The sequence below is a fragment of the Streptomyces sp. NBC_00358 genome (assembly GCF_036099295.1).
Taxonomy (GTDB): Bacteria; Actinomycetota; Actinomycetes; order Streptomycetales; family Streptomycetaceae; genus Streptomyces.
The window spans coordinates 4,140,654-4,163,533 of the sequence record NZ_CP107976.1 but is presented as its reverse complement, the minus strand read 5'-3'; the positions used below and the strand labels follow the sequence as shown (position 1 = coordinate 4,163,533).

Below are 22,880 nucleotides of genomic sequence, written 5' to 3'. Positions count from 1 at the left end.
GATTTCGAGTCTTGGGGAGACCCCGCCGTGACCGAGCCCCAACCCCTCTCCGAAAACACCGCCGACGTCATCGTCGTCGGGGCCGGGCCAGCCGGTTCCACCACCGCCTACTACCTGGCGAAGGCGGGGCTCGACGTCCTGCTCCTGGAGAAGACCGCCTTCCCGCGCGAGAAGGTCTGCGGTGACGGGCTGACCCCGCGCGCCACCAAGCAGTTGGTGTCGATGGGCATCGACATCTCCGAGGAAGCCGGCTGGCTCCGCAACAAGGGCCTGCGCATCATCGGCGGCGGTGTACGTCTCCAGCTCGACTGGCCGGATCTCGCCTCCTTCCCCGACTACGGGCTCGTCCGCAAGCGGGACGACTTCGACGAGCAACTGGCGCGGCAGGCGCAGAAGGCGGGCGCCCGGCTGCACGAGCGCTGCAATGTCGGCGCACCGATCGTCGACGACCGCACCGGACGGATCACCGGCGTGCACGCGAAGCTGGGCGACGCCGACTCCAAGGAGAAGCGGGAGGTGACCTTCCACGCCCCGCTGGTGGTGGCGGCGGACGGCAACTCCAGCCGCCTCTCCCTCGCGATGGGCCTGCACCGCCGCGAGGACCGTCCGATGGGCGTCGCCGTCCGTACGTACTTCACCTCGCCGCGTCACGAGGACGACTACCTGGAGTCGTGGCTGGAGCTGTGGGACCGCCGGGGAGCCGAGGACCGTCTGCTGCCCGGCTACGGGTGGATCTTCGGTATGGGCGACGGCACCTCGAACGTCGGCCTCGGTGTCCTCAACACCTCCGGCTCCTTCAAGGAGCTGGACTGGCGCGAGGTCCTGAAGGCCTGGTGCGCCTCGATGCCGGAGGACTGGGGCTACACCCCGGAGAACATGACCGGCCCGATCCGTGGTGCCGCCCTCCCGATGGCCTTCAACCGTCAACCCCACTACACCAAGGGCCTGCTGCTGGTGGGTGACGCCGGCGGTCTGGTGAACCCCTTCAACGGCGAGGGCATCGCCTACGCCATGGAGTCCGGCCAGATCGTCGCCGACGTCATCGTCCAGGCCCACGCGCGGGCCACGCCCGGCCAGCGTGAACTCGCCCTGCAGCGCTACCCGCGCGTTCTCAAGGACACCTACGGCGGCTACTACACCCTCGGCCGCGCCTTCGTGAAGCTCATCGGCAACCCGAAGGTCATGAAGATCGCCACCCAGCGTGGTCTGAGCCACCCGATGCTGATGAAGTTCACGCTGAAGATGCTCGCGAACCTCACCGACCCGACGGGCGGCGACGCGATGGACCGCATCATCAACGGTCTGTCGAAGGTGGCCCCGAAGGCCTGACCGGACGGACCGCCCGAGCGGTCACCGGGACAGCTCCGACTCCTTGGCGGCGCGACGGGCCACCACCCGCTCGCGCCGCTCGGCCACCTGCCGCAGCGCGTCCTTCCGCTCCCGCCGGGAGAGCCGGTCCAGGTAGACGTGTCCGTCGAGGTGGTCGCTCTCGTGCTCCAGACAGCGCGCGAAGTACCCCGTCCCCTCGATGACGAACGGGTTCCCGTCCTTGTCCACGCCCCGTACGACGGCCCGGTCGGGGCGGGGTACGTCCACGACGGCCCCTGGGACGGACAGACACCCCTCGCCCTCGTCCAGGAGGCGCCGGCCCGCGGGCGCGAGTCGCTCCAGGACCGGATTGGCGATGTGGCCGACGTGCCGGACGCCGTCGTCGTCCGGGCAGTCGTAGACGAAGAGCCGCAGATCCACGCCGACCTGGTTCGCGGCGAGTCCGGCACCGTCGGCGACGTACATGGTCAGGAACATGTCGTCGATGAGCGCGGCGAGGTCGGGACCGAACTCGGTCACATCGCGGCAGGGCCGGTGCAGGACCTCTTCCCCGACCTCGGTGATCCGCCGGACCGTTCCGCGTCGGGCCTCCGGACCGAGGCGCGGGTACGCGTCGACGGGGCTTCCCTGTACGAACACACGGGGCATCGCTGTCTCCTTCGGATGCGCGGGCACCGCGGCCGACGGCGGTCCGCCGTCCTCCGGCGCCGGCTCCCACCCTTGCGCATGCCGTCGCCCGGCGGGCCGGAACGGCCCGGAGAACCGGCTTCCGAACAGCCCGAAGGACCGCTCCCCGCACAGGAAGCGGCCCTCCGGAAGACACCCGCGGGTCAGAGCACGCGCACCGCGCCCGTCGCCGGGTAGCCCGAAAGGTCCTGAATCACGACGCCCTTGCCGGGGTTGGCCGCGTCCAGGTACTGCCCGTTACCGATGTACACACCGACGTGGTACGCCGAACCGGCCGAACCCCAGTACAGGATGTCGCCGACCTGGACATTGGACAGCGAAACCGGCGTACCGGACACCGACTGGTCCTGGGAGACGCGCGGCAGGTCGACGCCGACCTGCTTGAACGCGGCCTGCACGAGCCCGGAGCAGTCCCACGCGTTGGGCCCGGTGCCGCCCATGACGTACGCGTCGCCGACCTGGGCCTTGAGGAACGCGATCACGGTCGCGACGCTGCCGCTGGCGGGGGCGGCGACGTTCGTGGAGGTGCTCGCGGACAGGGTGGTCCGCGCCGAGGAGCGCGAGACGGCCTGGGCCGCGGCGGCCTTCCGTGCGGCCTCGGCCTTCGTCTTGGCCTCCGCCTTCTTCTTGGCGTCGGCCAGGTCGGCCTTGGCCTGCTTGGCGGCCTTGGCGGCGGCCGCGTCGCGCTCCGCCTGCAGCTCGTAGTTGGCCGCGGTCTGCTGCGTGGCGTCCGCGGACTGCGCGACCTGGGTGGCCAGGTCGGCCGTCAGGGTCGGCAGTTCGAGGGTCTGTGTCACGGGCTCGGCAGCGTTCGCCGAACCCGCTGCCCCGGCCACTGCCAGGGTGCTGAGGACGCCACCGGCGACTCCGGCGCGCATCGCGAGCGACGGAGCGTTGCGACGGGGCTTCCGGTGGCTTCGTATGTGTGCGGTGTGGGACATGGGTACTAGCGGTACCAGGGGCTCCTCCATACCTTCAAGAAACGTGTGGTGCGCCACAGTTGTTCAATCCACGGCCGAATTGGCCGCGCGTCACTCTTTATTGACGCCGTAACGGGCATTGCGGACACTGTCCACCAGGGCCGTGATCATGGCCTTTCAGCATTACGTCCGAATTGCCCGCCACCTACCACCGGTTGAAGCGGATGGCCAAGCCCGGCTTATCTGACCCATAGGTAGATGTGGCGCAGGTCACGGAACGGTCACCCGGGCGGTCGCGTCCCGCGCGTGGAGCCAGGCCGCCGGGCGGTCGCCCCCGCTCGTGAACGCGTGCACGTGTCCACATCCGTCCTCGGATGCCCTCTGAAGTGTGAACGCGGTCCTCTATCAAGGGGGTGTGCCCAGCGCCAATTTGCATGCAGCGGAAGTCTCTTGATATTGAGACGCCCCTCCGGGCCTGCGGCGATGAGCGAAAATGTCACGTCTGGTGATCGACCTGACGCTTCGCGTATGAAGATCACTGCTCATCCGACTTCATGATCGTTCGTCAGGTGGTGGAGATCACAAAGCTTGTGCAATACCCCGTGTCGCAGATCACAGACCGCCGGGCATAAGATGCGAGGCAGTTGGGCTTGTGACCTGCTTCACATGTCCGCGATCTTCGCCGGGACGGGTGAGGTTCGCGGTGCTGGTGAGGCAGGGGCGCAGGCTCGTCGAACCGCCACCAGTCAGTGCCGACTGAGAGGAGCGAGGAGCGTGAACGCGTATGCGCCGATCCTCGTACTGGGAGCCCTCGGGGCAGGCTTTGCGATCTTCTCCGTGGTCATGGCCACGCTGATCGGTCCGAAGCGGTACAACCGCGCCAAGCTCGATGCGTACGAGTGCGGCATCGAGCCGACCCCCACGCCGGTTGGCGGCGGGCGTTTTCCCATCAAGTACTACCTGACGGCGATGCTCTTCATCGTCTTCGACATCGAGATCGTCTTCCTCTACCCCTGGGCCGTCACCTTCGACGCCCTGGGTGTTTTCGGGCTCGTGGAGATGCTGCTCTTCGTGCTCACCGTCTTCGTGGCGTACGCGTACGTATGGCGGCGCGGCGGCCTGGAATGGGACTGAGGGGCCTTTAAGACATGGGACTCGAAGAAAAGCTGCCGAGCGGATTCCTGCTGACCACCGTCGAGCAGGCCGCGGGCTGGGTGCGCAAGGCGTCCGTCTTCCCCGCGACATTCGGACTCGCCTGCTGCGCCATCGAGATGATGACGACCGGCGCCGGGCGCTACGACCTGGCGCGCTTCGGTATGGAGGTCTTCCGCGGATCACCCCGCCAGGCCGACCTGATGATCGTGGCCGGCCGGGTGAGCCAGAAGATGGCGCCGGTGCTGCGACAGGTCTATGACCAGATGCCCAACCCCAAGTGGGTCATTTCCATGGGGGTTTGTGCTTCATCGGGCGGAATGTTCAACAACTACGCCATTGTGCAGGGCGTCGACCACATCGTCCCGGTCGACATCTATTTGCCCGGATGTCCGCCGCGGCCCGAGATGCTGATGGACGCGATTCTCAAGCTCCACCAGAAGATCCAGACCTCCAAGCTCGGCGTGAACGCCGAGGAAGCGGCCCGCGAGGCGGAGGAAGCGGCGCTCAAGGCGCTTCCCATCATCGAGATGAAGGGCCTGCTGCGGTGAGCGACGCGAACGGCAACGGGGTCAACCCCGAGAAAGACCTCGGCGCCTCCAACCTTCCCGGTCAGCGAGGCGACAAGGGCGAGGAGATCCGCGTCCAGCGCGGCATGTTCGGCGCCCAGAACGGCGGCGACACCTCCGGATACGGCGGCCTGGTCCGCTCGATCCGACTGCCCGGCGCGGCCTCCCGCCCCTACGGCGGCTGGTTCGACGAGGTGGCCGACGAGCTGGAGGGCGCCCTGGAGGAACAGGGACTCGTCCCGGAGAACGTGATCGACAAGACGGTCGTCGACCGCGACGAGATCACCTTCCACATCGAACGCGAGTACCTGCTCCGCGTCGCCCAGACCCTGCGGGACGACCCGGCCCTCCGGTTCGAGCTGTGCACCGGCGTCTCCGGTGTCCACTACCTGCACGACAAGGGCCGCGAGCTGCACGCCGTCTACCACCTGCGCTCGATCACCCACAACCGGCTGATCCGCCTGGAGGTCAGCGCTCCCGACGCGGACCCGCACGTTCCCTCGCTCGTCACGGTCTATCCGACGAACGACTGGCACGAGCGCGAGACGTACGACTTCTTCGGGCTGATCTTCGACGGCCACCCGGCGCTGACGCGGATCATGATGCCGGACGACTGGCAAGGCTTCCCGCAGCGCAAGGACTACCCCCTCGGCGGCATCCCCGTCGAGTACAAGGGCGCCCAGATCCCGGCTCCGGACCAGCGGAGGTCGTACTCATGAGCACGCAGACCCCTTCCGGGGCATCAGCCGCTTCGCCCCGCGAGACGACCGAGGGCACCGTATATACGGTCACCGGCGGCGACTGGGACGAGATCGCGCAGTCGGCGGCCAAGTCCGACGACGAGCGCATCATCGTCAACATGGGCCCGCAGCACCCGTCCACCCACGGCGTGCTCCGGCTCATCCTGGAGATCGACGGCGAGACGGTCACCGAGGCCCGCTGCGGCATCGGCTACCTCCACACCGGCATCGAGAAGAACCTCGAGTTCCGCACGTGGACGCAGGGCACCACGTTCGTGACGCGCATGGACTACCTGACGCCGTTCTTCAACGAGACCGCGTACTGCCTCGCCGTCGAGAAACTCCTCGGCATCACTGACCAGATCACCGACCGTGCCACGATCATCCGCGTGCTCCTGATGGAGCTGAACCGACTCTCCTCCCATTTGGTGTGCATCGCCACCGGAGGCATGGAGCTGGGCGCGACCACGATCATGATCTACGGGTTCCGCGACCGTGAGCTCATCCTCGACATCTACGAACTGATCACCGGCCTGCGGATGAACCACGCGTACATCCGCCCCGGCGGACTCGCCCAGGACCTGCCCCCGGGCGCGGTGGACCAGATCCGCGAGTTCGTGAAGAAGATGACGAAGAACCTCCCCGAGTACGACAAGCTCGCCACCGGGAACCCCATCTTCAAGGCCCGCATGCAGGACGTCGGCTACCTCGACCTGGCCGGCTCCATGGCCCTCGGCGCCACCGGTCCGATCCTGCGCTCGGCGGGCCTGCCGCACGACCTGCGGAAGGCGCAGCCGTACTGCGGCTACGAGACCTATGACTTCGAGGTCCCGACAGCCGACACCTGCGACTCCTACGGGCGCTTCCTGATCCGCCTGGAGGAGATGCGCCAGTCGCTGCGGATCATCGAGCAGTGTCTGGACCGGCTGCAGCCCGGCCCGGTCATGGTCGCCGACAAGAAGATCGCCTGGCCCGCCCAGCTCTCGCTCGGCCCCGACGGTCTCGGCAACTCGCTCGACCACATCAAGAAGATCATGGGCACCTCCATGGAGGCCCTGATCCACCACTTCAAGCTGGTGACCGAGGGATTCCGCGTGCCGCCGGGACAGGCGTACGCGGCGGTCGAGTCGCCCAAGGGCGAGCTCGGGGTGCACGTCGTCTCCGACGGAGGCACCCGCCCTTACCGGGTCCACTTCCGGGACCCGTCCTTCACCAACCTGCAGGCCATGGCGGCCATGTGCGAGGGCGGCCAGGTCGCCGACGTCATCGTGGCCGTCGCGTCCATCGACCCCGTGATGGGAGGCGTCGACCGATGACCACCACCCCCGAGGGCGTCAGTCTGGGCATGCCCCAACTGCCCGCGCCCGACTACCCGGCCGATGTCCGGGCCCGACTGGAGGCGGACGCGCGCGAGATCATCGCCCGCTACCCCGACTCCCGCTCGGCACTCCTTCCGTTGCTGCATCTCGTGCAGTCGCAGGAGGGCCACGTCACGCGCACGGGACAGCGGTTCTGCGCGGAGGTACTGGGTCTGACGACGGCCGAGGTCACCGCGGTCGCGACCTTCTACTCGATGTACCGGCGCAAGCCGAGCGGTGACTACCAGGTGGGTGTCTGCACCAACACCCTGTGCGCCGTCATGGGCGGCGACGCCATCTTCGAGGCCCTCCAGGACCACCTGGGCGTCGGCAACGGAGAGACCACCGGTGACGGCAAGGTCACCCTGGAGCACATCGAGTGCAACGCGGCCTGCGACTTCGCGCCGGTCGTGATGGTCAACTGGGAGTTCTTCGACAACCAGACCGTGGACTCGGCGAAGCGTCTCGTCGACGACCTGCGCGCGGGCGCCGACGTCGACCCGACCCGAGGTGCCCGTCTGTGCACCTTCAAGGACACCGCCCGGATCCTCGCGGGCTTCCCCGACGAGCGCGAGGGCGCGGTGGAAGCCGGTGGGAGCGCGGGCCACGCGTCACTGGTGGGGCTGCGCCTGGCCAAGGGCGAGAGTGCTCCCGCGCGCGTGGTGCATCCGCGCGGCGGAGGAGCGCCGCACAAGCAGCGGCCCGCCGAGCACCCGAGCTCGCACGACGCGCCGCAGGACACGTCGGCCTCCGACCCGTCCCACCCGGCGGGTCCTGTCGCAGAGGAGGGGGAGTGATGACCTTGGCAGCCGAGATCAACGAAACAAGTCCCGAAAAGCTGCTCGCACCCGTGCTGTCGGCCTTCTGGGACGAGGACAGGTCCTGGTCGCTGGACGTCTACCGAAGGCACGAGGGGTACGAGGGCCTGCGCAAGGCACTCGCCATGTCGCCGGACGACCTGATCGCGTACGTCAAGGACTCCGGACTGCGGGGCCGGGGCGGAGCCGGCTTCCCGACGGGAATGAAATGGCAGTTCATTCCTCAGGGAGATGGCAAACCTCACTATCTAGTTGTCAACGCCGACGAATCGGAGCCGGGAACCTGTAAGGACATCCCGCTCCTCTTCGCGAACCCGCACAGCCTCATCGAGGGCATTGTGATCGCGTGCTATGCCATCAGGTCTTCGCATGCCTTCATCTATCTTCGCGGTGAAGTGGTCCCCGTATTGCGGCGGTTGCACGAGGCCGTACGTGAGGCCTACGCGGCGGGCTACCTCGGCGAGAACATCCTGGGCAGCGGGCTCGACCTCCAGCTCACCGTGCACGCGGGCGCCGGCGCGTACATCTGCGGTGAGGAGACCGCGCTGCTCGACTCGCTCGAAGGCCGCCGTGGCCAACCGCGGCTCCGTCCCCCTTTCCCTGCTGTCGCGGGCCTCTATGCGTGTCCAACTGTTGTAAATAACGTCGAGTCGATCGCGTCAGTTCCCGCCATTCTCCAAAAAGGCAAGGAATGGTTCAGGTCGATGGGCAGCGAGAAGTCTCCGGGCTTCACGCTCTACTCGCTCAGCGGCCATGTCGCCAGCCCCGGCCAGTACGAGGCACCGCTCGGCATCACGCTGCGCCAACTCCTCGACATGAGCGGCGGGATGCGCCCCGGTCACCGGCTGAAGTTCTGGACGCCGGGCGGCTCCTCGACCCCGATGTTCACCGACGAGCATCTCGACGTCCCTCTTGACTACGAAGGAGTGGGCGCCGCGGGTTCCATGCTCGGCACGAAAGCACTCCAGTGCTTCGACGAGACGACCTGCGTCGTCCGCGCCGTGACCCGCTGGACCGAGTTCTACGCCCACGAGTCCTGCGGCAAGTGCACGCCATGCCGTGAAGGAACGTACTGGCTCGTGCAGTTGCTGCGTGACATCGAGGCCGGCAAGGGCGCCATGGCGGACCTCGACAAGCTCAACGACATCGCCGACAACATCAACGGCAAGTCCTTCTGCGCCCTCGGCGACGGTGCCGCCTCGCCGATCTTCTCCTCGCTCAAGTACTTCCGCGAGGAGTACGAGCAGCACATCACGGGCCGCGGCTGCCCCTTCGACCCCGCCCGCTCCACGGCCTGGGCGGACAAGCACACGGAGGTGAACGCATGACAGTGACCACCAGCGCTCCCTCCGGAGGCGGGGAAGCGGCGGTCCCGCCGGAGGATCTCGTCTCGCTGACGATCGACGGCGTCGAGATGAGCGTGCCCAAGGGCACCCTGGTCATCCGGGCCGCCGAACAACTCGGCATCGAGATCCCCCGGTTCTGCGACCACCCGCTCCTCGACCCGGCCGGCGCCTGCCGCCAGTGCATCGTCGAGGTCGAGGGCCAGCGCAAGCCCATGGCGTCCTGCACGATCACCTGTACGGACGGGATGGTCGTCAAGACTCATCTCACCTCGCCGGTCGCCGAGAAGGCCCAGCACGGTGTGATGGAGCTGCTGCTCATCAACCACCCGCTGGACTGCCCGGTCTGCGACAAGGGCGGCGAGTGCCCCCTGCAGAACCAGGCGATGTCGCACGGCCAGGCCGAGTCCCGGTTCGAGGGCAGGAAGAGGACGTACGAGAAGCCGGTCCCGATCTCAACGCAGGTGCTGCTCGACCGCGAGCGCTGCGTGCTGTGCGCCCGCTGCACCCGCTTCTCCAACCAGATCGCGGGCGACCCCATGATCGAGCTGATCGAGCGGGGCGCGCTCCAGCAGGTCGGCACCGGTGACGGCGACAAGTTCGAGTCGTACTTCTCCGGCAACACGATCCAGATCTGTCCGGTGGGCGCGCTCACCTCGGCGGCGTATCGCTTCCGCTCGCGCCCCTTCGACCTCATCTCCTCGCACTCCGTGTGCGAACACTGCTCCGGCGGCTGCGCGACGCGAACCGACCACCGGCGCGGCAAGGTGATGCGACGCCTCGCGGCGCCGGACCCCGAGGTCAACGAGGAGTGGCTCTGCGACAAGGGGCGGTTCGGGTTCCGGTACGCGCAGCAGCGCGACCGCCTCGACACGCCCCTGGTACGCAACGCCGAAGGCGTCCTGGAACCCGCTTCCTGGCCGGAGGCCCTGGAGGCAGCCGCGCAGGGGCTGACGGCGGCCCGCGGCCGGGCCGGTGTCCTCACCGGTGGCCGGCTCACCGTCGAGGACGCCTACGCGTACAGCAAGTTCGCGCGCGTGGCCCTCGAGACGAACGACATCGACTTCCGCGCGCGCGTGCACAGCTCCGAGGAGGCCGACTTCCTGGCCGCCCGGGTCGCCGGACGCGGCCGGGACCTCGACGGTACGGGTGTCACGTACACCTCTCTGGAGAAGGCGCCCGCCGTCCTGCTGGCGGGCTTCGAGTCCGAGGAGGAGGCTCCCGGCGTCTTCCTGCGGCTCCGCAAGGCGTGGCGTGGGCACGGTCAGAAGACCTTCGCCCTCGCCACGCACGCCACACGCGGCCTGGAGAAGGCGGGTGGCACGCTGTTGCCTGCCGCGCCCGGCACCGAGACCGAGTGGCTGGACGCGCTCGCGAGCGGCGTCGGCCTGGAGGGTGACGGCGCCAAGGCGGCCGAGGCACTGCGCGCCGAGGGCGCGGTGATCGCCGTCGGCGAGCGGCTGGCCGCCGTGGCGGGCGGGCTGACCGCCGCCGTGCGGGCCGCCACCGCCACCGGCGCCCGACTGGTGTGGATCCCGCGCCGGGCCGGGGAGCGCGGCGCGATCGAGGCGGGCGCGCTTCCGTCGCTGCTGCCGGGTGGACGCCCGGCCACCGACCCGCGCGCGCGGGACGAGGTCGCGGTCGCCTGGGGCGTCTCCGAACTCCCGCACCGCCACGGCCGCGACACCGGCCAGATCGTGGAGGCGGCCGCCGGCGGTGAACTGCGGGCACTCGTCGTCGCGGGCGTGGAGGTCGCGGACCTTCCCGACCCGGCACGCGCGCGTGCGGCACTGTCCGAGGTGGGCTTCCTGGTGTCGCTCGAACTGCGGCCCAGTGAGGTCACCGAGCAGGCGGACGTCGTGCTGCCGGTCGCGGCGGTCGCCGAGAAGGCCGGAAGCTTCCTCAACTGGGAAGGCAGGGTCCGCCCCTTCGAGGCGGCGCTCAAGCCCGACCAGATGACCCGGCGCCTGGCCCCCACCGACGCGCGCGTCCTGCAGATGCTGGCCGACGCCATGGACGTACACCTGGGGCTGCCGGATCTGCGTACCACGCGCGGGGAACTCGACCGGCTCGGCGCCTGGGACGGGCCGCATGCCACCGAACCCCTGGAGACCGGGGTGCAGTTGCCCCGCCCGGCCGCCGGCGAGGCCGTACTGGCCGGACACCGGCTGCTGCTCGACCAGGGGCGTCTCCAGGAGGGTGACGACGCGCTCGCCGGGACCCGGCACGCCGCACACGCGCGCGTGTCGGCCGCCACGGCCGCCGAGGCCGGGGTCAAGGACGGCGACGTCCTCGCCGTGACGGGTCCCACCGGAGTGGCCGAACTCCCCCTGCGGATCACCGAGATGCCCGACCGCGTGGTCTGGCTCCCGCTGAACTCGACCGGCGGGGGCATCGCCTCCGACACCGGGGCGCTGCCCGGCGCACTCGTCCGCATCGGCCCGGCGACGATCGCCGCCGAGGCCCCCAAGGAGGTGGAGGCATGACGCCGTACCTCGCAGCCGAAGACCTCTCGATGTTCGGCCACGACCCCTGGTGGCTGGTCGTCGTCAAGGCGGTGTTCTGCTTCGCCTTCCTCATGGTGACCGTGCTCTTCTCCATCGTGTGGGAGCGCAAGGTCGTCGCCTGGATGCAGTTGCGCATCGGCCCCAACCGGCACGGGCCCTGGGGAATGCTCCAGTCGCTCGCCGACGGCGTGAAGCTGATGCTCAAGGAAGACCTCATCGTCAAGCGCGCGGACAAGGTGGTCTACGTCCTCGCACCGATCGTCGCGGCCATCCCGGCCTTCATGGCGATCGCCGTGATCCCCTTCGGGCCCGCGGACGACGAGGTCTCGATCTTCGGCCAGCGCACCACGATGCAGCTCACCGACCTGCCGATCGCGATGCTTTACATCCTCGCCGTGGCCTCGGTGGGCATCTACGGAATCGTGCTCGCCGGCTGGAGTTCCGGATCCACCTATCCGCTGCTCGGCGGACTGCGGTCCTGCGCGCAGATGATCTCGTACGAGATCGCCATGGGTGCCGCGTTCGCCTCGGTGTTCCTCTACTCCGGGTCGATGTCGACCTCGACGATCGTCGAGCAGCAGCACGACCGCTGGTACATCGTCCTGCTGCCGGTCTCGTTCCTCATCTACATCGTGACGATGATCGGTGAGACCAACCGGGCCCCCTTCGACATGCCGGAGTCCGAGGGCGACCTCGTCGGCGGCTTCAACACCGAGTACTCGTCGATCAAGTTCGCGCTGTTCATGCTCGCCGAGTACGTGAACATGGTGACGGTCTCGGCCGTGGCGACGACGCTCTTCCTGGGCGGCTGGCGGGCCCCGTGGCCGATCAGCAGCTTCTGGGAGGGCGCCAACCACGGCTGGTGGCCGATGCTCTGGTTCGTGGTGAAGGTGCAGTTGCTGCTGTTCTTCTTCATCTGGCTGCGCGGCACGCTGCCGCGTGTCCGCTACGACCAGCTGATGAAGCTCGGCTGGAAGGTCCTCATCCCGGTCTCCGTGGTCTGGCTGATGCTCGTCGCGACGGTACGGACGCTGCGCAACGAGCACGTCGCCTTCGCGAACATCGCCCTGTACGTCGGCGGAGGAGTCCTGGTCCTCCTGTTGCTTTCGTTCGTGGCGGACATCTTCCGCGACAAGCAGGGAGCCCAGGAGACGCCCGCCGAGCCCGCCGCCTTCGACCCGATGGCCGGTGGATTCCCCGTGCCCCCGCTGCCCGGCCAGGAGTTGCCGCCGGTACCGCGGCGCCGCCCGCGCCGTGAGCGGGAGCTGATTGTCAGTGGCGGGTCCGATACTGCGAGTGACGGTTCTGTTGCCGGATCTCGTGACGGAAAGGAGGGGTCCGATGGCTGAGGAGCCGAAGGAGACCAAACCGGGTTTCCAGAACCCCGTCGCCGGTTTCGGCGTGACCTTCAAGGCCATGTTCAAGAAGCGGCTGACCGAGCAGTACCCGGAGCAGCAGAAGACCACCGCGCCGCGGTTCCACGGCCGGCATCAGCTCAACCGCCATCCGGACGGCCTGGAGAAGTGCGTCGGCTGCGAGCTGTGCGCCTGGGCCTGCCCCGCGGACGCCATCTATGTGGAGGGCGCGGACAACACCGAGGAGGAGCGCTACTCCCCGGGCGAGCGGTACGGCCGCGTCTACCAGATCAACTACGCCCGCTGCATCCTGTGCGGTCTGTGCATCGAGGCGTGCCCCACGCGCGCGCTGACGATGACGAACGAGTTCGAGCTCGCCGACAGCAGCCGCGCCAACCTCATCTACACCAAGGAGCAACTGCTCGCCGGACTCGAGGAAGGCATGGTCGAGACGCCGCACTCGATCTTCCCGGGCACGGACGAGCAGGACTACTACCGGGGTCTGGTGACCGAGGCCGCGCCCGGCACCGAACGCCAGGTGGCGGTCTCCAAGGGCGAGTCGCACCCCTCGGCGAGTCCGTCGGGCACGGCTTCCGGAGAGGGGGCGGAGGCATGACCGGCCTGGCCGCTTACTCCACCTCCACCGGAGAGGCCTTCCAGTTCTGGGTCCTCGGCACCGTCGCGGTGATCGGCGCCCTGTGCACCGTCTTCATGAGGAAGGCCGTGCACAGCGCGCTGTGCCTCGCCGGGACCATGATCATCCTGGCGGTGTTCTACCTCGCCAACGGCGCGTACTTCCTGGGCATCGTCCAGATCGTCGTCTACACCGGCGCGATCATGATGCTCTTCCTCTTCGTCGTCATGCTCGTCGGTGTCACCGCGGCGGACTCGCTGAAGGAGACCATCAAGGGGCAGCGCTGGCTGGCCCTGGTCTGCGGGCTCGGCTTCGGGGTCCTGCTGTTCGCCGGAATCGGCAACGCGTCCATCAAGGACTTCGACGGCCTGGCGAAGGCGAACGCGAACGGCAACGTGGAGGGCCTCGCCGCCCTCATCTTCACGAAGTACGTGTTCGCCTTCGAGATCACCGGCGCCCTGCTCATCACGGCCGCCGTCGGCGCCATGGTGCTGACGCACCGCGAGCGCACCGAGCGGCCCAAGACCCAGCGCGAGCTCTCCGAGCAGCGCGTGCGCGAGGGCAAGCACGTACCGCCGCTGCCGGCGCCCGGCGTCTACGCCCGGCACAACGCGGTGGACATCGCGGGCCTGCTCCCCGACGGCACTCCGTCCGAGCTGACCGTCAGCAAGACGCTGCGCGACCGCGGGCAGATCCGTGACGTGTCGGCCGAGGCGCTGAGCGATCTGAAGGCGCTGGAGCAGCGTGCCGAGGAGCGCCTGGAGCGCACGAAGACGGAGGAGGCGTCCAAGTGAATCCGGTCAACTACCTCTATCTCGCCGCTCTGTTGTTCACGATCGGCGCCACCGGTGTGCTGATCAGGCGGAACGCGATCGTGGTGTTCATGTGCATCGAGCTCATGCTCAACGCCTGCAACCTCACCTTCGTCGCCTTCTCCCGGATGCACGGCAATCTCGACGGCCAGATCATCGCCTTCTTCACGATGGTCGTCGCCGCCGCGGAGGTCGTGGTCGGGCTCGCGATCATCGTGTCGCTGTTCCGTTCCCGCCACTCGGCCTCGGTCGACGACGCCAGCCTGATGAAGCTGTAAGGGGTCGCTGAATCGTGGAGAACCTGATTGCGCTGCTGGTAGCGGCGCCTCTGCTCGGAGCGGTCGTCCTGCTGTGCGGCGGGCGTCGGCTCGACGCCGTCGGCCAGTGGATCGGCACCGCGTTCGCGGCCGGCTCCTTCGTGATCGCCGCCGTGCTCTTCGCCGACATGCTGGGGAAGAGTCCGGACGACCGGACCTTCACGCAGCATCTGTACAGCTGGATCGCCGTCGGAAACTTCCGCGCGGACGTCGGCTTCCAGCTCGACCAGTTGTCGATGACGTTCGTCCTGCTGATCACCGGCGTCGGCTCGCTGATCCACCTGTACTCGATCGGGTACATGGAGCACGACGAGCGCCGCCGCCGCTTCTTCGGCTATCTGAACCTGTTCCTGGCGGCGATGCTGCTGCTCGTCCTCGCCGACAACTACCTCCTGCTGTACGTCGGCTGGGAGGGCGTCGGTCTCGCCTCGTACCTGCTGATCGGCTTCTGGCAGCACAAGCCCAGCGCGGCCACCGCCGCCAAGAAGGCGTTCCTGGTCAACCGCGTGGGCGACATGGGCCTGTCCATCGGCATCATGCTGATGTTCACGACCTTCGGGACCTTCGCCTTCGGGCCCCTGCTCGGCACCGAGGGGCACGCGGGGATCGCCGGGGACGCCACCCAGGGCAAGCTCACGGCCATCGCGCTGATGCTGCTGCTCGCCGCCTGCGGCAAGTCCGCCCAGGTGCCGCTGCAGTCCTGGCTCGGGGACGCGATGGAGGGCCCGACCCCGGTCTCGGCCCTCATTCACGCCGCCACCATGGTGACCGCGGGTGTGTACCTGATCGTGCGTTCGGCCGCCGTCTTCAACGCGGCACCCGACGCACAGCTCGTCGTCACCGTCGTGGGCGGGGTCACGCTCCTGTTCGGTGCGATCGTCGGTTGCGCGAAGGACGACATCAAGAAGGCGCTCGCCGGCTCGACCATGTCGCAGATCGGCTACATGGTGCTGGCTGCGGGTCTCGGCCCCATCGGCTACGTCTGGGCGATCATGCACCTGGTGACGCACGGCTTCTTCAAGGCCGGGCTCTTCCTCGGCGCCGGTTCGGTCATGCACGGCATGAACGACGAGGTCGACATGAGGAAGTTCGGCGGCCTCAGGAAGTACATGCCGATCACGTTCGTGACCTTCGGTCTCGGCTATCTCGCGATCATCGGCTTCCCCTTCCTGTCCGGCTTCTTCTCCAAGGACAAGATCATCGAGGCGGCCTTCGCCAAGGGCGGCACCGAGGGCTGGATCCTCGGCGGCGTGGCCCTGCTGGGCGCCGCGATCACCGCGTACTACATGACGCGCGTGATGATCATGACCTTCTTCGGGGAGAAGCGCTGGCAGCCCGATGCGGAGGGCCATGAGCCGCACCCGCACGAGTCTCCCCGGTCCATGACGATCCCGATGATCGTGCTGGCCTTCGGCTCGGTCTTCGCGGGTGCCTACTTCAGCATCGGCGACCGCTTCCTGCACTGGCTGGAGCCGGTGACCGGGCACTCGGAAGGCGACTCGCCCGTGAGCGCCCTCACGGTCACCCTGGCCACGATGGTGCTCCTGGTCGTCGGCGCCGGCATCGCCTACCTCCAGTACGGCCGCAGCTCCGTACCGGTCGTCGCCCCGCGTGGCTCCCTGCTCACCCGCGCCGCCCGGCGCGACCTGCTCCAGGACGACTTCAACCATGTCGTGCTGGTACGCGGCGGTGAGCACCTCACCCGCTCCCTGGTGTACGTCGACCACACCCTGGTCGACGGAGTCGTCAACGGGACGGCTGCCTCGGTGGGCGGCCTCTCCGGGCGGCTGCGCAAGCTGCAGAACGGCTATGCGCGCAGTTACGCGGTCTCGATGTTCGGCGGTGCGGCGATCCTCGTCGCCGCGACCCTGCTGATGAGGGCGGTCTGATACCGATGTCCTTTCCTCTGCTGACAGCGACGGCGGCGCTCCCGGCCCTCGGGGCGATCGCCACGGCCGCCGTGCCGGCCGCGCAGCGCGTCGCCGCCAAATGGCTGGCGCTGTTCGTCTCCCTAGGCACCCTGGTGCTCGCCGCGGTCACCCTGGTGCGGTTCGACCCCGGTGGCGCCCGCTACCAGCTCACCGAGTCCCACGCCTGGATCGCGGACTTCGGGGTGCGCTACCAGTTGGGCGTCGACGGCATCGGGGTGGCGCTCGTCGCGCTCACCGCGCTGCTGATGCCGTTCGTGATCCTGGCGGGCTGGCACGACGCCGACCCGCACGAGACCGGCAGCAAGCGCTGGCGTCCGACCCAGGGCTTCTTCGCCCTGATCCTGGCCGTCGAGGCGATGGTGATCATCTCCTTCGAGGCCACCGACGTCTTCCTCTTCTACATCTTCTTCGAAGCCATGCTGATCCCGATGTACTTCCTCATCGGCGGCTTCGGGGACCGTGCCCACGAACACGGGGACGAGGCGGCGGCGACCCAACGCTCGTACGCCGCGGTGAAGTTCCTTCTCTACAACCTGGTCGGCGGCCTGATCATGCTGGCCGCCGTGATCGGCCTCTATGTGGTGGCCGGGAGCTTCTCGCTCCAGGAGATCGTCCAGGCGCGGGCCAACGGATCGCTGCACATGGCGACCAGCACCGAGCGGTGGCTCTTCCTCGGCTTCTTCTTCGCCTTCGCCGTGAAGGCGCCCCTGTGGCCGCTGCACACCTGGCTGCCCAACGCCATGGGTGAGGCCACTGCCCCGGTCGCCGTGCTGATCACGGCGGTCGTCGACAAGGTCGGCACCTTCGCGATGCTCCGCTTCTGCCTCCAGCTCTTCCCGGAGGCCAGCAAGTGGGCGACGCCCGTGATCCTCGTCCTGGCCCTGATCAGCATCATCTACGGGGCGCTGCTGGCGGTCGGACAGCGGGACATCAAGCGACTGGTCGCCTACGCGTCGATCTCGCACTTCGGGTTCATCATCCTGGGCATCTTCGCGATGACCAGTCAGGGCCAGTCGGGCGCGACGCTGTACATGGTCAACCACGGGATCTCGACAGCCGCCCTGATGCTGGTGGCGGGCTTCCTGATCTCGCGGCGCGGCTCGCGTCTGATCGCCGACTACGGAGGGGTGCAGAAAGTCGCCCCGGTGCTCGCGGGCACCTTCCTGATCGGCGGCCTCGCGACGCTGTCGCTCCCCGGTCTCGCGCCCTTCGTGAGTGAATTCCTGGTCCTGGTGGGCGCGTTCGAGCGCTACCCGGCCGTCGGCATCGTCGCCACCTTCGGCATCGTCCTCGCCGCGCTCTACACCCTCGTCCTGTACCAGCGGACGATGACGGGCCCGGTCAAGGCGGAGGTGGCCGAGATGCCTGACCTCAGGGTGCGCGAGCTCCTGGTGGTCGCCCCGCTGATCGCTCTGCTGATCTTCCTGGGCGTCTACCCGAAGCCGGTCACCGACATCGTCAACCCGGCGGTCAAGCAGACCATGTCAGATGTACACAAGACGGACCCCCAGCCCGCGGTGGAGGCGGCCAAGTGAGCGCATCAGCCGTCCACAGCCTGTGGACAACGGCGGCAACCGCAGCCGAGCCCATCTCCAAGATCAACGCGCCGAAGATCGAATACGGGCAATTGTCGCCCACCTTGATCGTTATCGGCGCGGCGGTCATCGGAGTCCTGGTCGAGGCCTTCGTGCCGCGCAAGTCCCGTTACTACGCACAGGTGTTCGTCGCCGTCGTCGCGCTGGTCGCGGCGTTCGCCGCGGTCGTCGCGCTCGCGGCGGGCGGATACGGCACGACAAAGGCGCACATCGCGGCGATGGGCGCGATCGCGGTCGACGGACCGTCCCTGTTCCTCCAGGGCACGATCCTGCTGGCCGGCATCCTCGGCGTCTTCACCTTCGCCGAGCGGCGCCTCGATCCGGAGGCACACGGAAACCGGGTCGACTCCTTCGCGGCCCAGGCCGCCTCGGTGCCCGGCAGCGACAGCGAGAAGGCCGCCGTGAAGGCCGGGTTCACCACCACCGAGGTGTTCCCGCTGCTGCTCTTCGCCATCAGCGGCATGCTGGTCTTCCCGTCGGCCAACGACCTGCTGACCCTGTTCATCGCGCTGGAGGTCTTCTCGCTCCCGCTGTACCTCCTGTGCGCCGTGGCCCGCCGCAAGCGGCTCATGTCGCAGGAGGCGGCGGTCAAGTACTTCCTGCTCGGCGCCTTCGCCTCCGCGTTCACCCTCTTCGGCATCGCCCTGCTGTACGGCTACGCGGGCTCGGTGTCGTACGCGACGATCGCGCACGTCGTCGACGGCACGGTCACGAACGTCGACCCGGCGCTCGCCGGCACCATGGGCAACGACGTACTGCTGCTCATCGGAATGGCCCTGATCGTCATGGGCCTGCTCTTCAAGGTCGGCGCTGTGCCCTTCCACATGTGGACACCGGACGTCTACCAGGGCGCGCCGACCCCGGTCACCGGCTTCATGGCGGCGGCGACGAAGGTGGCCGCGTTCGGAGCGCTGCTGCGCCTGCTCTACGTCGTCCTGCCGGGGCTGCGCTGGGACTGGCGGCCGGTCATGTGGGCCGTGGCGATCGTCACCATGCTGGGCGGCGCGATCGTCGCGATCACCCAGACCGACATCAAGCGGCTCCTGGCGTACTCGTCGATCGCGCACGCGGGGTTCATCCTCGCGGGTGTCATCGCGACCTCGCCGGACGGCGTCTCGTCGGTCCTCTTCTACCTGGCCGCGTACTCCTTCGTCACGATCGGTGCCTTCGCGGTCGTCACGCTGGTCCGGGACGCGGGCGGCGAGGCCACGCACCTCTCCAAGTGGGCGGGTCTCGGACGCAGGTCCCCGCTGGTGGCCGCGGTGTTCGCGGTCTTCCTGCTGTCCTTCGCGGGCATCCCGCTGACCTCGGGATTCGCCGGAAAGTTCGCCGTGTTCAAGGCGGCGGCCGAGGGCGGCGCGGGAACACTGGTCGTGGTCGGTGTGATCTCGTCGGCGATCGCGGCGTTCTTCTACATCCGCGTGATCGTGCTGATGTTCTTCAGTGAGCCGAAGCCCGAGGGGCCGACGGTGGCCGTGCCGTCGGCGCTGACCACGACCGCCATCGCGGTGGGCGTGGCGGTCACCCTGGTGCTCGGTGTGGCGCCGCAGTACTTCCTGAACCTGGCGAGCCAGGCCGGGGTCTTCGTGCGCTGAGCGGGCCTCGCCGGCCCTTGCGCGGCTCGGGCCCCGCTCCCTTCACGGGAGCGGGGCCCGAGCCGTTCTCAGTGGGTGGGACGGACCGTGCCCGACGAACCGGAGTGGGTTGTACCGGTCGAGCCGGAGTGAGCGGCGCTGGTCGAGCCCGGGTGGGTCGGGGCGGTCGAGCCGGGGTGGGTCGGGGCGGCCGGGCACTTCACCCGGGGGTTCCACCGGTTGAACAGCCCGCTGGGGTTGTGCTTCCAGAGCCAGACGTGCAGGTCGTAGTGGATCGGCATGCCGGGGTAGTGGCCCGGCATCGGACCGTCGAACTTATGGCCGCCGAACATGGAGGGCCGGTCCTTCGTGGTCTTCATGTTCTGGTCCGAGTCCAGCACGATCCACTCCACCCCGGCCAGCTTGCGCTTCCCGTCCTTGCCGTCCTCGAAGAGGAGGGCCGAGGGCTTGGCCGGGTCGAGCGAGCCGTAGCGGGACTCGTTGAAGTAGTGGTAGCCCATGCTGCCGTGCCCCGCGGGATCCGAGGAGCACTGATGGGGGACGTATCCGTCGGCGAGGGCGACCTTCTCGTCGAGGTACTTGACGCTGGCCAGGTACGCCGTGGTCAGGTCCCGGACGGTCTTCGAGTCGGCCGGGCCGTCCGCGGCCGGGGCGGGGACGGCGGACAGGGCGAGCGACGCGGCGGCGGCTGTCACGAGGGTGATGACGGTCCTGAGGGGACGCTGGGACATGCGAGGGCTCCTAGAGACGCGAGAGAGGCGTACGGACGACATGGGTCCGTGGGTGGCGGGCCCCCTCCTCCCGCCCGAGCAGCATGGGCCTCGGCCACGGAGCCCCGCCATGCAAGCGGGGCCAACGGGTTGAACACGGGTGGGGCGCGCCGCGCAGGGGAGTGAGCCGGGCCGGGCGCCGGTGCGTAGGGAAGCCGGTCCCCCGCAGCCTGTGGACAACTCTCGGACTGTCGGTGCGGACCCCTATCGTGGGACGCAGTGGTCGAGGCGCGACGTACGGGGGACAGAACGATGGGCGGGACGGGTGTGATGACCGAAGCGGACGCGACGGAGACGCTGGGCGGGAGCGAGGCACTGGCCGCTCTCCACCGGGTCTTCGGGTACGACGCCTTCCGCGGCGAACAGGAAGCGATCATCGAGCATGTGGTGGCGGGCGGAGACGCCGTCGTCCTGATGCCGACCGGTGGCGGAAAGTCTCTCTGCTACCAGATTCCGTCCCTGGTCAGACCGGGTACGGGCATTGTGGTCTCGCCGCTCATCGCGCTCATGCAGGACCAGGTGGACGCGCTGCGTGCGCTGGGCGTGCGCGCCGGGTTCATGAACTCCACGCAGGACTTCGACGAGCGGCGCGTGGTCGAGGCGGAGTTCCTGGCCGGGGAACTCGACCTGCTCTATCTGGCACCGGAGCGGCTGCGTCTGGACAACACGCTGGACCTGCTCTCCCGCGCGAAGATCTCCGTCTTCGCGATCGACGAGGCGCACTGTGTGGCCCAGTGGGGCCATGACTTCCGTCCCGACTATCTGGCGCTCTCGCTGCTCGGTGAGCGCTGGCCGGACGTCCCGCGCATCGCGCTGACGGCCACGGCCACGCGCGCGACGCACAAGGAGATCACCCAGCGTCTGGGCATGCCCACGGCCCGCCACTTCGAGGCGAGCTTCGACCGGCCCAACATCCAGTACCGGATCGTTCCCAAGGCCGACCCGAAGAAGCAGTTGCTGTCCTTCCTGCGCGAGGAGCACGCGGGCGACGCGGGGATCGTGTACTGCCTCTCGCGCAACTCGGTGGACAAGACGGCCGAGTTCCTCTCCCGCAACGGCATCGAGGCGGTGCCGTACCACGCGGGTCTGGACTCGGGCACGCGTGCGGCGCACCAGTCCCGCTTCCTGCGGGAGGAGGGCCTGGTCGTGGTCGCCACGATCGCCTTCGGCATGGGTATCGACAAGCCGGACGTCCGGTTCGTCGCCCACCTCGACCTGCCGAAGTCGGTCGAGGGCTACTACCAGGAGACGGGCCGCGCAGGCCGTGACGGACTCCCGTCCACGGCGTGGATGGCGTACGGCCTTCAGGACGTGGTCCAGCAGCGCAAGATGATCCAGGGCTCGGAGGGCGACGAGGCGTTCAGACGCCGGGCCGCCGCCCATCTGGACTCGATGCTCGCCCTGTGCGAGACGGCCCAGTGCCGGCGCTCCCAGCTCCTCGCCTACTTCGGCCAGGACCCGAACACCCCGGCCTGCGGCAACTGCGACACCTGCCTGACGCCCCCGGAGACCTGGGACGGCACGGTCGCGGCGCAGAAGCTGCTGTCCACGGTGGTGCGCCTGCAGCGTGAGCGGGGGCAGAAGTTCGGCGCGGGGCAGATCGTCGACATCCTGCTGGGCCGGAAGACCGCCAAGGTCATCCAGTTCGACCACGACCAGCTTTCCGTGTTCGGGATCGGCGAGGAGCTGGCGGAGTCCGAATGGCGTGGTGTCGTACGGCAGTTGCTGGCCCAGGGGCTGATCGCGGTCGAGGGCGAGTACGGCACGCTGGCGTTGACCGAGGGCAGCGGGACCGTGCTGCGGCGCGAGCGCGATGTGCCGCTGCGCAAGGAGGCGCCGAAGCCGGCCGCTTCCCGGTCGTCGGCTCCCAGGGGTGAGCGCAAGGCCAAGGCGGCCGCGGCCGAGCTGCCCGCCGAGCTCGTCCCCGCGTTCGAGGCGCTGCGTTCCTGGCGTGGCGAGCAGGCGCGTGAGCAGGGCGTCCCGGCGTACGTCATCTTCCACGACGCCACGCTGCGGGAGATCGCCACGGTGTGGCCCACCTCGGTGAAGGACCTGGGCGGCATCAGCGGGGTGGGCGAGAAGAAGCTGGCGACCTACGGGGAGGGCGTCGTCGCGGTGCTCGCCTCGCTGGGCGGCGGCACGCCCGCGGCACCGCCGGCCGACGGCGGACCCGCGGCCGCGTCGGCTCCGGCGGCCGATCAGGGCCCGGACCCGGACTGGCCCGAGCTGGACCAGGAGCCGGAGCCCGAGGACTGGATGTAGCGGCACCGAACGGTCGGGTCGTACCGGACGGCGGGGGCCGGACGGTTGAGGGCGGCCGATCGGTACCGGACGGGAAGCGGGCGGCCCGTCCGTACCGGGTGGCGGAGAGGGCGGCCCATCTGCCCATCGGCGGCCCATCGGCGCGGAGGAGGGGACACCGGGCGGCCGAGCGGTACCGGGCAGTGA

Annotated in this window: 19 protein-coding genes; 16 read left to right on the top strand and 3 right to left on the bottom strand. The window is 68.8% G+C overall.

The genetic code is table 11. The features are described from left to right. Positions 1-27 precede the first annotated feature (27 nt). On the top strand, positions 28-1,329 hold the full coding sequence (locus OHT01_RS17460) for a geranylgeranyl reductase family protein (RefSeq protein WP_328554066.1): 1,302 nt from the start codon (positions 28-30) through the stop codon (positions 1,327-1,329). Between the two features lie 21 nt (positions 1,330-1,350). Here the strand turns inward: OHT01_RS17460 and def are convergent, their stop codons facing one another. Together def and OHT01_RS17450 are read right to left on the bottom strand one after the other, a co-directional pair. Further along, positions 1,351-1,977, bottom strand: coding sequence for a peptide deformylase (gene def, locus OHT01_RS17455; protein ID WP_328554065.1), 627 nt, complete (start codon positions 1,975-1,977; stop codon positions 1,351-1,353). Positions 1,978-2,159: 182 nt separating this feature from the next. Next, positions 2,160-2,987, bottom strand: a complete 828-nt coding sequence (locus OHT01_RS17450) for a C40 family peptidase (protein WP_328554064.1) — start codon at positions 2,985-2,987, stop codon at positions 2,160-2,162. 723 nt (positions 2,988-3,710) lie between these two features. Between OHT01_RS17450 and OHT01_RS17445 the strand changes: the two genes are divergently transcribed. From OHT01_RS17445 to nuoN, 14 genes are read left to right on the top strand one after another with little or no spacing between them, the layout of a single operon-like run. Then, positions 3,711-4,070, top strand: coding sequence for an NADH-quinone oxidoreductase subunit A (locus OHT01_RS17445; protein ID WP_037627175.1), 360 nt, complete (start codon positions 3,711-3,713; stop codon positions 4,068-4,070). A 14-nt stretch (positions 4,071-4,084) separates the two neighbouring features. Continuing rightward, positions 4,085-4,639 (top strand): NuoB/complex I 20 kDa subunit family protein, encoded by a 555-nt coding sequence (locus tag OHT01_RS17440; RefSeq protein WP_328554063.1) that lies wholly within the window; start codon positions 4,085-4,087, stop codon positions 4,637-4,639. Beyond that, a complete protein-coding gene (locus OHT01_RS17435; RefSeq protein ID WP_328554062.1) occupies positions 4,636-5,376 on the top strand; it encodes an NADH-quinone oxidoreductase subunit C in 741 nt (246 codons plus the stop codon). Before OHT01_RS17440 ends, OHT01_RS17435 begins: the two co-directional genes overlap by 4 nt. Next, a complete protein-coding gene (locus OHT01_RS17430) occupies positions 5,373-6,713 on the top strand; it encodes an NADH-quinone oxidoreductase subunit D (RefSeq protein ID WP_328554061.1) in 1,341 nt (446 codons plus the stop codon). The genes OHT01_RS17435 and OHT01_RS17430 overlap by 4 nt, the downstream gene beginning before the upstream one ends. Continuing rightward, positions 6,710-7,552: an NADH-quinone oxidoreductase subunit NuoE gene (gene nuoE, locus OHT01_RS17425; protein WP_328554060.1), complete on the top strand. Its 843-nt coding sequence runs from the start codon at positions 6,710-6,712 to the stop codon at positions 7,550-7,552. The genes OHT01_RS17430 and nuoE overlap by 4 nt, the downstream gene beginning before the upstream one ends. Beyond that, entirely contained in the window at positions 7,549-8,901 is a 1,353-nt protein-coding gene (gene nuoF / locus OHT01_RS17420) for an NADH-quinone oxidoreductase subunit NuoF (protein WP_328554059.1), read from the top strand. The genes nuoE and nuoF overlap by 4 nt, the downstream gene beginning before the upstream one ends. Further along, positions 8,898-11,402 (top strand): NADH-quinone oxidoreductase subunit G, encoded by a 2,505-nt coding sequence (locus OHT01_RS17415; protein WP_328554058.1) that lies wholly within the window; start codon positions 8,898-8,900, stop codon positions 11,400-11,402. The genes nuoF and OHT01_RS17415 overlap by 4 nt, the downstream gene beginning before the upstream one ends. Further along, positions 11,399-12,772, top strand: coding sequence for an NADH-quinone oxidoreductase subunit NuoH (nuoH, locus tag OHT01_RS17410; RefSeq protein ID WP_328554057.1), 1,374 nt, complete (start codon positions 11,399-11,401; stop codon positions 12,770-12,772). The genes OHT01_RS17415 and nuoH overlap by 4 nt, the downstream gene beginning before the upstream one ends. Then, positions 12,765-13,394, top strand: coding sequence for an NADH-quinone oxidoreductase subunit NuoI (nuoI, locus tag OHT01_RS17405; RefSeq protein WP_328554056.1), 630 nt, complete (start codon positions 12,765-12,767; stop codon positions 13,392-13,394). Before nuoH ends, nuoI begins: the two co-directional genes overlap by 8 nt. Next, positions 13,391-14,206 carry an NADH-quinone oxidoreductase subunit J gene (locus OHT01_RS17400; protein WP_328554055.1) on the top strand — a complete coding sequence of 272 codons (816 nt, stop codon included), beginning with the start codon at positions 13,391-13,393 and terminating at the stop codon, positions 14,204-14,206. The genes nuoI and OHT01_RS17400 overlap by 4 nt, the downstream gene beginning before the upstream one ends. Further along, positions 14,203-14,502, top strand: coding sequence for an NADH-quinone oxidoreductase subunit NuoK (gene nuoK, locus OHT01_RS17395; protein WP_261704931.1), 300 nt, complete (start codon positions 14,203-14,205; stop codon positions 14,500-14,502). The genes OHT01_RS17400 and nuoK overlap by 4 nt, the downstream gene beginning before the upstream one ends. A 14-nt stretch (positions 14,503-14,516) precedes the next feature. Beyond that, on the top strand, positions 14,517-16,430 hold the full coding sequence (gene nuoL, locus OHT01_RS17390; protein ID WP_328554054.1) for an NADH-quinone oxidoreductase subunit L: 1,914 nt from the start codon (positions 14,517-14,519) through the stop codon (positions 16,428-16,430). A 5-nt stretch (positions 16,431-16,435) separates the two neighbouring features. Continuing rightward, positions 16,436-18,007 carry an NADH-quinone oxidoreductase subunit M gene (locus OHT01_RS17385; RefSeq protein ID WP_328554053.1) on the top strand — a complete coding sequence of 524 codons (1,572 nt, stop codon included), beginning with the start codon at positions 16,436-16,438 and terminating at the stop codon, positions 18,005-18,007. Next, positions 18,004-19,662, top strand: coding sequence for an NADH-quinone oxidoreductase subunit NuoN (nuoN, locus tag OHT01_RS17380; protein WP_328554052.1), 1,659 nt, complete (start codon positions 18,004-18,006; stop codon positions 19,660-19,662). The genes OHT01_RS17385 and nuoN overlap by 4 nt, the downstream gene beginning before the upstream one ends. 68 nt (positions 19,663-19,730) lie before the next feature. Here the strand turns inward: nuoN and OHT01_RS17375 are convergent, their stop codons facing one another. Beyond that, the gene (locus OHT01_RS17375; protein WP_328554051.1) at positions 19,731-20,393 is read right to left on the bottom strand and encodes a hypothetical protein; all 663 of its coding nucleotides are present in this window, start codon (positions 20,391-20,393) and stop codon (positions 19,731-19,733) included. A 291-nt stretch (positions 20,394-20,684) separates the two neighbouring features. Between OHT01_RS17375 and recQ the strand changes: the two genes are divergently transcribed. Further along, the gene (recQ, locus tag OHT01_RS17370; protein WP_328554050.1) at positions 20,685-22,694 is read left to right on the top strand and encodes a DNA helicase RecQ; all 2,010 of its coding nucleotides are present in this window, start codon (positions 20,685-20,687) and stop codon (positions 22,692-22,694) included. Positions 22,695-22,880: the final 186 nt, after the last annotated feature.

Excerpts from the sequence above, each read along its gene's own strand:
- def (WP_328554065.1), bottom strand. The coding sequence starts at position 1,977 with ATGCCCCGTGTGTTCGTACAGGGAAGCCCCGTCGACGCGTACCCGCGC.
- OHT01_RS17450 (WP_328554064.1), bottom strand. The coding sequence starts at position 2,987 with ATGGAGGAGCCCCTGGTACCGCTAGTACCCATGTCCCACACCGCACAC.
- OHT01_RS17440 (WP_328554063.1), top strand. The coding sequence starts at position 4,085 with ATGGGACTCGAAGAAAAGCTGCCGAGCGGATTCCTGCTGACCACCGTC.
- OHT01_RS17430 (WP_328554061.1), top strand. The coding sequence starts at position 5,373 with ATGAGCACGCAGACCCCTTCCGGGGCATCAGCCGCTTCGCCCCGCGAG.
- nuoE (WP_328554060.1), top strand. The coding sequence starts at position 6,710 with ATGACCACCACCCCCGAGGGCGTCAGTCTGGGCATGCCCCAACTGCCC.
- OHT01_RS17415 (WP_328554058.1), top strand. The coding sequence starts at position 8,898 with ATGACAGTGACCACCAGCGCTCCCTCCGGAGGCGGGGAAGCGGCGGTC.
- nuoH (WP_328554057.1), top strand. The coding sequence starts at position 11,399 with ATGACGCCGTACCTCGCAGCCGAAGACCTCTCGATGTTCGGCCACGAC.
- nuoI (WP_328554056.1), top strand. The coding sequence starts at position 12,765 with ATGGCTGAGGAGCCGAAGGAGACCAAACCGGGTTTCCAGAACCCCGTC.
- OHT01_RS17400 (WP_328554055.1), top strand. The coding sequence starts at position 13,391 with ATGACCGGCCTGGCCGCTTACTCCACCTCCACCGGAGAGGCCTTCCAG.
- OHT01_RS17385 (WP_328554053.1), top strand. The coding sequence starts at position 16,436 with ATGTCCTTTCCTCTGCTGACAGCGACGGCGGCGCTCCCGGCCCTCGGG.
- OHT01_RS17375 (WP_328554051.1), bottom strand. The coding sequence starts at position 20,393 with ATGTCCCAGCGTCCCCTCAGGACCGTCATCACCCTCGTGACAGCCGCC.
- recQ (WP_328554050.1), top strand. The coding sequence starts at position 20,685 with ATGGGCGGGACGGGTGTGATGACCGAAGCGGACGCGACGGAGACGCTG.